Below are 10,149 nucleotides of genomic sequence, written 5' to 3' on the forward strand. Positions count from 1 at the left end.
TCGCCGCGATCCTCGACCGGCTCGCCCAGGGCGGCCCGATCGCGGCCGCGCTCGAGACCGGCGCCGCGCGCCCGCCGACCGGGCCGCTCGTCGCCGAGCGCGGCCTGATCGACGACGCGTTCGCCGCCGACGACGTCGCGGACATCCTGCGACGGCTGGACGGCGCGGCCGCATCGGCCTCGACCTTCGCCGCGGAGACCGCAGCCGTGATGCGCACCCGCTGCCCGACGAGCCTGTGCATCGCCCGCGAGCAGATGCGGCGCGGGCCGGATCTCGATTTCGCCGACGCGGTGCTGACCGAATACCGCCTCGTCACCCGCCTGATGCGCGGGCACGACTTCTTCGAGGGCGTCCGCGCCGTGCTGATCGACAAGGACGGCCGGCCGGACTGGCGGCCGGCGACGCTCGAGGCCGTCGACCACGCCGCGGTCGCCGCCGCCTTCGGGCCGTCCGAGGCGCCGGAGCCTCGGTTCGCCTGATGCGCAAGGTCGGACGCATCACCCGCGGCAGCGCGGTCGGTGAGGCCCCGAGCGACCGCATCGAGCGGCGCTCGGCCGCGCCCAAGAGCACCTGGGACACGGTGCTGGTCTGGTTCATGCGGCTGACGGCCCTGGCGTGGCTCGCCAAGAGCGTGCTCTCCTTCGCGACGATCCTCGACGTGGTGCCGGGGCACCGCCCGTTCGCGCTGGAGCCGTTCGGGCGCCAGGCGGCGCTGATCTACTTCGCGGTGATCGACGCCAACGCGGCGATCGGCCTGTGGCTCACCAGCGCCTGGGGCGGCGTGGTCTGGCTGCTGGCGGTGACCTCGATGCTGACGCTCGCCGTCCTGACGCCGCAACTGTTGCAGACGCCGCTGATTCTGGTCTTGGTCGAGTCCAGTATCGTGATCTTCTACTTCGTTTTTTCTTGGCTCGCGGCACAGGAAGCGCGGTAAACGAGTGGTTATACGAATCACTTCACTTTGCATTTACCGACAGAAGTAAATCGCGAATTCATCCTGTCTCTTAGAGCGGTTTTCATCTCCGCCGCCTAGTTTCACCCCATGAGCGGTGCCGGACGGCAGAAGGCTCCGGCAGAACAATTCGGGCGAGGCACAAGATGAAGTCCCAGGCCGTCAAGATCTCGGATACCAACACCGCTCCCGAGACCGGAGCCGTCGCCGGCTCGTATCTCGAAGCCCTGCACCTCGTCGAGCGCTTGCACCGCCGCCTGCTTGACGTGATCAAGGACGAGTTCGAGCGCCGCGGCCGCGAGGACGTCAACAGCGTTCAGGCGCTGCTGCTCTACAACATCGGCGACAAGGAACTCACCGCCAGCGAGCTGCGGACCAAGGGCTACTACCTCGGCTCCAACGTCTCCTACAACGTCAAGAAGCTGGTCGAGGCCGGCTACCTGCACCACGCCCGCTCGAAGACCGACCGCCGCTCGGTGCGCATCAGCCTCACCGACAAGGGCCGGATGGTCCACGACATCATCCAGGGCCTCTACGACAAGCACGCCCGCACCATCCAGCCGATCGGCGGCATCTCCGACGACGATTTCGGCCGGCTCAACACCGCCCTCAGCCGCCTGGAGCGGTTCTGGACCGACCAGATCCGCTACCGTCTCTGAGACCTCGGTCACGCCGAACACGACGAAGCCGGCCGCCCGCGAGGGACGGCCGGCTTCGTCGTTTCACGCCCGGCACCAACGCAAAACGCCGCCCCCGAGGGAGCGGCGCTCACGAGACCGGCCGCATCGGCGGCCGATCGAAAGCTCAGTTGAAGGTGTCGATCTCGGCCGACTCGTAGCTGGTGACTTCCATGCCGACGCAGATCTCGGAAACGACGGGGGCGGACCAAGCCATGTGAATTCTCCTGAATGGGATGCGGGCGAAAGGGACGTCTTGCCGGCTCGCTCGCGAGCCGGTCATCGGCTCAGTTGAAGGTGTCGATCTCGGCGGACTCGTAGCTCGTCACTTCCATGCCGACGCAGACTTCCTGAACGATGGGGGCGGACCAGGCCATGGCGTTTCTCCTCGTGAACTTCGATGACCGGAAGATAGGCGATACCTTGGGCGCAATACAAGCGGGCGCTACACTTATATTTCTCATAGGATCCCCGAGAGAGCGCTCGGTCGCCCCGGCATTCATCTCCAAAACGCCGAATTCGGCTTTCCGATCAGGTAGATGGTGTCGGTGGCGCCAAATCGCCAACCCCATTCCGCCCCCTGCCGCCACGCCCTCTCCGAGGGGCGCGCTTTCGGCTTGACGCGTCGCACCGCCGGGCGCACAGGCTGCCGCGCGCGGATACGGCCGTCGGCATCCGCGCACGCCATTCCCACGAAGATTCGATGCCCAGCGACACGCCAGACCGATCGTCCGAGCCGTGGCCGGCCGCACGCCGCGATCCCGCCTGAGCCCCTGAAGGGCTCGCGCCGGGCTCCGCCGCGCAGCCGGTCGCGGCCGGTGCCGTACGGCGCGCCGCCGGGCCCGCGAGGCGAGGCCCATGGTTGAACAGGTCCCCCCCCTGCCGGTCCCCGACGCGGTCGTGCCGATCGATCCGCGCGTCGACCCCTCCGTCCTGGCTGCGCGCCTCTCCGACGAGCGTGCGCCCGACATCGTCGAGGCGCTGAACGCCGAGGCGCCGGAGGTCGCCGCCGCGATCCTGCTCGGCCTGCCGCACGATCGCGCGATCGAGGTGCTCGACCAGCCCGAGCTCGACGACGCGGCCGACATCATCGAGATGCTGCCGCGCGACCGTGTCGCCACCTACCTGTCGGGCATGTCGGCCGACCGCGTCACCGACGTGTTCCGCGAGATCGAGGAGCCCGGCCGCTCGGACCTGCGCGCCCGCCTCGACGCCGAGACCCGCGGCGCCGTCGACCGCCTCAGCGCCTACGGCGAGGAGACCGTCGGCTCGCTGATGACCACCGAGTTCGTCACCGTGCCCGGCACCTGGACCGTGGCGCAGACCCTCGACCACATCCGCCGCGTCGAGAAGACCCGCGAGACGATCTATGCGATCTTCGTGCTCGACCCGCGCACCCGCGCGCTGACCAAGGCGGTGCCGCTGCGCCGGCTGATCTCGGGCAACCCCGAGGACAACGTGCTCTCGGTCGCCGCCGGCCGCCGCCCGCTCGCGGTGTCGCCGACGGCGAGCCGCGAGGAGGCCGCCCGGCTGATCTCGAAATACGACCTGCTCGCCCTGCCGGTGGTCGACGCGGTCGGCCACCTGATCGGCATCGTCACCGTCGACGACATGATCGACGCGATGGTCGAGAAGCAGACCCAGGACGTGCAGCGCTTCGGCGGCATGGAGGCGCTGCCCGAGCCCTACATGGACATCGGCTTCATGACGATGATCCGGAAGCGCGCCGGCTGGCTCTGCGCGCTGTTCCTCTCCGAGATGCTGACCGCCTCGGCGATGCAGGGATTTGAGGGCGAGCTCGAGAAGGCGATCGTCCTGACGCTGTTCATCCCGCTGATCATGAGCTCGGGCGGCAATTCCGGCAGCCAGGCGACCTCGCTGCTGATCCGCGCGCTGGCGCTGCACCAGATCCGCCTGCGCGACTGGTGGCGGGTGGCCCTGCGCGAGCTGCCCACCGGCCTCGTGCTCGGCGGCATCCTCGGGGTGATCGCCGTGGTGCGGATCGCGATCTGGCAGAAGACCGGCCTGTACGATTACGGCGAGCACTGGCCGCTGGTGGCGGCGACCGTCGGCGGCGCGCTCGTCGGCATCGTCACCTTCGGGTCGCTGTCCGGCTCGATGCTGCCGTTCCTGCTGCAACGGCTCGGCTTCGACCCGGCGACCGCCTCGGCGCCCTTCGTGGCGACGCTCGTCGACGTGACCGGCCTCGTCATCTACTTCTCGGTGGCGTTGCTGATCCTGCGCGGCACGCTGCTCTAGCGCCGCGTCCGCTGCCGTTGCCGACCGGTCGGCAACGGAAACTTCGCAGTCCGGGCCGACGTAGGGCGGACGATGCAGGCGTCGTCCACGAAGGCGCCGCCGGCAAGACGTGACTTCGGAGCGCGACCGTGACCCTGCCCCTGCTGAGCCGCCCGGTCCTCGACGACCTCGGCGGCGTGATCGGCGCCGAGAAGCTCCGGCGCCTGATCGTCCGGTTCACGGATAGCCTGCGCACTGCGTTCCCGGCCGGAAGCCGCCCGCCGGGCGATATCGCGCGGGAGGCGCACACCCTGATCTCGATGTCGGGCATGCTCGGCTGCGAGCGGCTGTCCACGGCCTGCCGGGCTCTCGAAGCGGAGGCGAAGGACGGCGCCGACCTGGCGCCCGCGCTCGTCGAGATCCGCGACCTGCGCGACGAGACCGTGCGCGCGCTGGAAGACGTCGCGCAAACGTCCTGACGCTGCGCCGCGTATTCAGTTTCGTGACGATCGGCATGCCACGGTCGCGCGGAACGGGTTCTGGGTGAGCGGGATGATGGTGGCGACGACGCAGATGCCGGAACGACGGAGGGTCGGCCTCGTGCCGAATCGCCTCGCCGGCCGGCTGCCGCAAGCGCTCGTGGCGACGGGGGGCCTCGTCTTCCTCGCGCTCGTTTGGCTCGGCCTGCTGTTCCATCTTGAGCAGCGCCGCGAGGGCGAAATGCTCCAGGCGCGGCGCGACGTGCTGAACCTGTCGATCGCGCTGGCCGAGCAGGTCTCGCGCCTGATCGAGGGCGTCGACCAGGTGATGCGCCTGATCGAGGCCGACTACGCCGACGATCCCGAGACCTTCGATTTCGCCCGCTGGTCGAAGCGCGCCACGATGCTGGCCGAGAGCGCGCGCCAGATCGCGATCTTCGACGCGAACGGCGACCTCGTAGCCACGCGCGACGCCGTGCCCTCCGCCCTCAGCAGGACCAACGTCGCGGACAGGCCCTACTTCCGGTCGCTGGCCGACAATCCCGAAGCCGGCCTCTATGTCGGGCGCACCATCCGCGGCCGCCTGATGGATACCTTCACCTTCAACCTCGCGCGCCGGCTGACGCGCCCGGACGGCAGCTTCGGCGGCGTCCTCATGGTGGCCGTCGACCCGGACTACCTCGCCCGGCGCTTCAAGGCGCTCGACGTCGGCGCCGACGCGGTCGTCGGGCTGTTCGGCCGCGACGGCTACGTCCGTATCCGCGAGCCGGCGATGCCGGGCATGTACGAGCGCGACCTGTCCCGGCGGCTCGACGGTCAGGGCCTGTTCGCGCGCCTGTCCGAGGCGCCGGCGGGAACCTACGCGGTCGAGAGCGGCCTCGACGGGCGCGCGCGCATCTTCGGATATCGCGCCACGGAGAACCTTCCGCTCGTCGTCACGGTCGGCAAGTCGGTGGAGGTCGTGCTCGCGCCGCTCGTCGCGGAGCGGCGCAACGCGCTGGCGGTCGGCGCGGTCGCGAGCGCGGTCATCCTGCTCGGATGCCTGGTGCTGCTGCGCGAGCTCGAGCGCCGGCGGCGGCGCGAGGCGCTGCTGGTCGAGACCCACCGTGCCCTCGGCGAGGCCGAGACGCTGTTCCGCGGCGTGTTCGAAAACGCCACCGACCACCTCTTCGTCCACGCCGTCGCGGCCGATGGCAGCTTCGCCCTCGAGACCCTGAACCCGAGCGCCGCCGCGCTGATCGGGCACTCGCAGCAGGCCGTCCGCGGCAAGACCCCGGAAGAGGTGATGCCGCCCGACATGGCCGCGATCGTGCGGGCCGACATCGAGGGTGTGATCCGCTCCGGCGAGCCAGCGCGGCGCCAGGAGGAGCGGGTCGGCGGCGACGGGACCCACCGCTTCGAGGTGATCTTGGTGCCCCTGCGCGAGGCCGGCGGCCGCCGCGTGGCGCGCGTCTTCATCAGCGTGCGCGACATCACCCATCTGCGCCGGGCCGAGGAGGCGATCGCGCTGAGCGAGGCGCGCTACCGCCTGCTCGCCGACAACGCCAGCGACATGATCGTCCAGGTCGGCCTCGACGGGCGGCGGATCTACGCGTCGCCGGCCTCGCACGCGCTCCTGGGCTTGGCGCCGCAGGACCTCGTCGGGACGCGGCCGGAGGACGAGGCCCATCCCGACGATGCAGGCGCGCTCTCGGCGATGATCGGCCGCCTCTCGGGAGGCGAGGCCGAGACCGCGGTGGCGACTTATCGCCTGCGCCGGGGCGACCGCTCCTACATCTGGGTCGAGGGCTCGTGGCGCCTGGTGCGGGACGCCGCCGGCCGACCCACCGGCTTCGTCGCCTCGGTCCGCGACGTCGATGCGCGCCATCAGGCGGAGGATGCCTTGCGGTCGAGCGAGGCGCGCTACCGGGCGCTCGCCGACACGCTGCCGCAGCTCGTCTGGATCGTGCGGGCCGAGGATGGCCTGGCGGCCTACGTCAACCAGCGCTTCGAGGCCTATTACGGGCCGATCGGGACCGGCCTTGCCGAAAGGCTCGCGGCCAACCACCCGGACGATGCCGGGCGCATGGAGGCGGCCCGGGCGGCGGCCGTGCGCGACGGGCGCGGGCACGAGATCGAAGGCCGGCTGCGCCGGCACGACGGCACCTATCGCTGGCACAAGATCGTGATGATGCCAATCCGCGAGGCGGGCGCCATCGTCGGCTGGCTCGGCACCGCCCTCGACATCGACGACATCATCGCCGCGCGCCGGGCCCTGGAGGAGACCAGCGACCTGCTGCGCCTCGCCCAGGACGCGGCCGAGGCGGGCTCCTGGGACCTCGACCTCGTCGCCGGTTCCGTCCTGCTCTCGCCCGAGAGCGCGCGGCTGCACGGGCTGTCGAGCACCGAACCCCTGCGCATGCCGATCGAGGCTTGGAAGGCCCTGGTGATGCCCGAGGAGCGGGAGCGCGCCCTGGCGGACGCCGCCGAGGCGATCGCCTCGCGCCGCAGCTTCGTGATGGAGTTCAGGATCACGGGCGGCGACGGCGTCGAGCGCTGGCTGCAGAGCATCGGCCGCGCCTACTACGATCCCGCCGGGCGGCCCGTGCGGGTGATCGGCCTGAACCTCGACGCGACCGATCGCAAGCAGGCCGAGCTCGCGCTGCAGGCGGCCAAGACCGCCGCGGAGGCCGCGCGCCTGGAAGCCGAGCGCGCGAGCCTCGCCAAGACCGACTTCCTCGCCGCGATGTCCCACGAGATCCGCACCCCGCTGAACGCGGTGATCGGCTTCACCGACCTGCTGGCGCGCTCCGAGCGGCTGGCGCCCGACCTGCAGCGCCACGCCGAGCTGGCGCGCTCGTCGGGTTCCGCCCTGCTCACCGTGGTCAACGACATCCTCGACTTCTCGAAGGTCGAGGCTGGGGCGATCGATCTCGAGCAGCGCGCCTTTGCGCCGGCGGCGCTGGCCGACAACGGCCTCTCGATCGTGCGCGGGCTCGCCTCCGCGAAGGGTCTCACCGTGATCGGCCGGATCGACCCGGACCTGCCGCCCAGCCTCGTCGGCGACGAGGCCCGGCTGCGCCAGATCCTGCTCAACCTCCTGAACAACGCGGTGAAGTTCACCCGGCGCGGCAGCGTCACCCTCGCGGTGCGCCATGCCGGCACCACGCCCGCCGGCGAGACCATCCGTTTCAGCGTCAGCGATACCGGCATCGGCATCCCGCAGGCCAAGCAGCATCGGCTGTTCGAGCGCTTCTCGCAGGTCGACAATTCGGTGAGCCGCGATTTCGGCGGGACCGGCCTCGGCCTCGCGATCTGCCGGCGCCTCGTCGAGCTGATGGGCGGGACGATCGGCGTCGCCTCCGACGACGGCGAGGGCTCGACCTTCTGGTTCACGGTGACGCTGCCGCGCGGCGTCGACGTCGACGCACCCACCGCCGTGCCGGCCGTCGTCGCGTCGCACGCCACCGGGCACATCCTCCTGGTCGAGGACGTCGAGATCAACCAGGAGCTGGCGCGGCTGGTGCTGGAGGCCGCCGGCCACACCGTCGACGTGGTCGCCGACGGCGCCGCCGCCGTGATGGCGGTGGAGGACGGCGCGTTCGACCTCGTGCTGATGGATGTGCAGATGCCGGGCATGGACGGCATCACCGCGACGCGGATGATCCGCCGCCTGAAAGGCCCGGCGGCGAACGTGCCGGTGATCGCGATGACCGCCAACGTGCTGCCGGCCGAGGTGCGCCAGTTCCGCGAGGCCGGCATGGACGACCACGTCGGCAAGCCGTTCGACCGCGCGGTCCTCTACGCCGCCATCGCGCGCTGGCTTCCGGGCCGCGACGCCGCGCCGGTGCGGCGGGCGGTGAACGGCTGACCCGGATCGCGGCCGCGGTGCCTGCGTCGATCGCCCTGCCCTGCCGCCCGCCCTACGACTGGCCGGCGATGCGCGACTTCCTCGCCGGCCGGGCGATCCCCGGGATCGAGGCGGTGGGCCCGGATCGTTACGCGCGCACCATCGCCGTCGCAGGGCGAACCGGATCGATCGCGATCACGCCCGGCGGCGATGGGCTCGTCGCGATCGTGACGGGCGTGGCGGAGGCCGAGCTTCCCGGAATCGCGGCCCGGCTCCGGCGCCTGTTCGATTGCGACGCCGACCCGGCGGCGATCGGCGCGCATCTCGCGACCGATCCTCGTCTCGCGCCCCTCGTCGCCGCGCGGCCCGGCTTGCGGGTGCCGGGGGCCTGGGACGGGTTCGAGCTCGGCGTCCGCGCGATCCTCGGGCAGCAGGTCTCTGTGGCGGCCGCGACCCGGCTCGCCGGTCGGCTCGTCGCCGAGCTCGGAACGCCCCTCCCGGCCCGCGCCGAACCCGGCCTGACCCATGTCTTCCCGACCGCCGAGCGGGTGGCCGCGGCGGACGTCGCGCAGATCCTGACGATGCCGCGTGCGCGCGGCGCCGCGATCCGGGCGCTCGCGACGCCGAGCCCGATCCGTTCGCACCCGACCAGGACCTCGCCACCGCCGTCGCCCGCCTGACCGCGATCCGCGGGATCGGGCCTTGGACGGCGCAGTACATCGCGATGCGGGCGTTGCGCGCGCCGGACGCGTTTCCGCCCGGGGACGTCGGCCTGCTGCGGGCCCTCGATGGCGGCGCCGGGCGCCCGAGCCCGGCGGAGCTGCTGCTGCGCGCCGAAGGCTGGCGCCCGTACCGCGCCTACGCGGCGTTGCACCTCTGGGCGGTCGATGCGGCGCGGCCGGCGGATTGAGGAGGACGCCGTGCGCGCCAGGATGCCCGCCGGATTCGAGAGCAAGGGACGGGATGCGGCCCGTGAGCGAGCAGCGCATGACGGGGAGACCGCGCGGGCCGCATCCGGTCCCGATCATCGATGAGGCTGCGATGCCGACGACCGAGGCCACCCGTCCCGATCTCTCAGCGGATGCCATGCGGCGCGAAGCCGTGTCGGCGCGAGACGCGGCGTACGATGGCCGCTTCGTCTACTCGGTCCGCAGCACCGGCGTGTATTGCCGACCGAGCTGCCCGTCGCGCGCGGCGCGTCCCGAGAACGTCGCGTTCCACGCCACCTGCGCCGAGGCCGAGGATGCGGGCTTCCGTCCGTGCAGGCGCTGCCGGCCGAACGAGGCGTCGCCCGATGCGAGGCGCGCTGGGGCGATCGCCGGCGCCTGCCGCCTGATCGACGAGGCCGAATCGCTGCCCGCGCTCGCTGTTCTCGCCCGCGCAGCCGGGATGAGCCCGTTCCACTTCCATCGGGTGTTCAAAGCGACGACCGGCGTGACGCCGAAGGCCTACGGCGAGGCCCGCCGGGCCGAACGGATGGCGAAGACCCTGCCGAGGGCCAGCAGCGTCACGCACGCGGTCTACGAGGCGGGCTACGGGGCGGCGAGCCGCTTCTACGCCGGGGCCGGCGAGCGGCTCGGCATGGCGCCCGCCGCCTACCGCAAGGGTGGGACCGGCGAGACCATCCGCTTCGCGGTCGGCCCGTGCAGCCTCGGCGCGATCCTCGTCGCGGCTACCGCCCGCGGCGTCTGCGCGATCCTGCTCGGCGACGATCCGGACGCGCTGCTGCGCGACCTGGAGGACCGCTTTCCGAACGCGACGCTCGCCGGCGGCGACGCCGCATTCGAGGCGCTGGTCGCGCAGGTCGTCGGCCTGGTCGAAGCGCCGGGGCGGCTGGTGGACCTCCCCCTCGACATCGGCGGCACGGCCTTCCAGCAGCGCGTCTGGGACGCCCTGCGCAGGATCCCGGCGGGGACGACCGCGAGCTACGCCGAGATCGCCCGGAGCCTCGGCACGCCGGCGGCGGTGCGGGCC

9 protein-coding genes and 1 pseudogene are annotated in these 10,149 nt (G+C 71.8%); 8 read left to right on the forward strand and 2 right to left on the reverse strand.

Annotated features, from left to right (window positions below):
* The 3 genes from FV230_RS18325 to FV230_RS18335 form a co-directional block, all read left to right on the forward strand.
* A partial coding sequence (locus tag FV230_RS18325) for an enoyl-CoA hydratase/isomerase family protein (protein ID WP_147843415.1) occupies nt 1-479 on the forward strand: 479 nt, incomplete at its 5' end.
* On the forward strand, nt 479-934 hold the full coding sequence (locus FV230_RS18330) for a DUF6163 family protein (protein WP_147727218.1): 456 nt from the start codon (nt 479-481) through the stop codon (nt 932-934). The genes FV230_RS18325 and FV230_RS18330, both read left to right, overlap by 1 nt.
* Nucleotides 935-1,098: 164 nt before the next feature.
* Nucleotides 1,099-1,611, forward strand: coding sequence for a winged helix DNA-binding protein (locus tag FV230_RS18335; RefSeq protein WP_147727217.1), 513 nt, complete (start codon nt 1,099-1,101; stop codon nt 1,609-1,611).
* 145 nt (nt 1,612-1,756) lie between these two features.
* Here FV230_RS18335 and pqqA (FV230_RS18340) read toward each other — a convergent pair whose 3' ends face one another.
* Both pqqA (FV230_RS18340) and pqqA (FV230_RS18345) read right to left on the reverse strand, forming a co-directional pair.
* Nucleotides 1,757-1,846 (reverse strand): pyrroloquinoline quinone precursor peptide PqqA, encoded by a 90-nt coding sequence (pqqA, locus tag FV230_RS18340; RefSeq protein WP_007559225.1) that lies wholly within the window; start codon nt 1,844-1,846, stop codon nt 1,757-1,759.
* Between the two features lie 70 nt (nt 1,847-1,916).
* Nucleotides 1,917-2,006 carry a pyrroloquinoline quinone precursor peptide PqqA gene (pqqA, locus tag FV230_RS18345; protein WP_147727216.1) on the reverse strand — a complete coding sequence of 30 codons (90 nt, stop codon included), beginning with the start codon at nt 2,004-2,006 and terminating at the stop codon, nt 1,917-1,919.
* 481 nt (nt 2,007-2,487) lie between these two features.
* Here pqqA (FV230_RS18345) and mgtE point away from each other — a divergent pair, with 481 nt between their 5' ends.
* The 5 genes and pseudogenes from mgtE to ada all read left to right on the forward strand — a co-directional run.
* Nucleotides 2,488-3,888 carry a magnesium transporter gene (mgtE, locus tag FV230_RS18350; protein WP_147843416.1) on the forward strand — a complete coding sequence of 467 codons (1,401 nt, stop codon included), beginning with the start codon at nt 2,488-2,490 and terminating at the stop codon, nt 3,886-3,888.
* Between the two features lie 128 nt (nt 3,889-4,016).
* Nucleotides 4,017-4,346, forward strand: coding sequence for an Hpt domain-containing protein (locus tag FV230_RS18355; protein WP_147843417.1), 330 nt, complete (start codon nt 4,017-4,019; stop codon nt 4,344-4,346).
* A 73-nt stretch (nt 4,347-4,419) separates the two neighbouring features.
* Nucleotides 4,420-8,196, forward strand: a complete 3,777-nt coding sequence (locus FV230_RS18360) for a PAS domain S-box protein (protein ID WP_246694911.1) — start codon at nt 4,420-4,422, stop codon at nt 8,194-8,196.
* A gap of 68 nt (nt 8,197-8,264) precedes the next feature.
* A pseudogene (locus FV230_RS18365) lies at nt 8,265-9,085 on the forward strand (DNA-3-methyladenine glycosylase).
* 131 nt (nt 9,086-9,216) lie between these two features.
* The coding region (gene ada, locus FV230_RS18370) for a bifunctional DNA-binding transcriptional regulator/O6-methylguanine-DNA methyltransferase Ada (RefSeq protein WP_147843419.1) at nt 9,217-10,149 on the forward strand (933 nt) is incomplete at its 3' end.

Origin of the sequence: Methylobacterium sp. WL6 (assembly GCF_008040095.1) — a bacterium.
Lineage (GTDB): Bacteria > Pseudomonadota > Alphaproteobacteria > Rhizobiales > Beijerinckiaceae > Methylobacterium.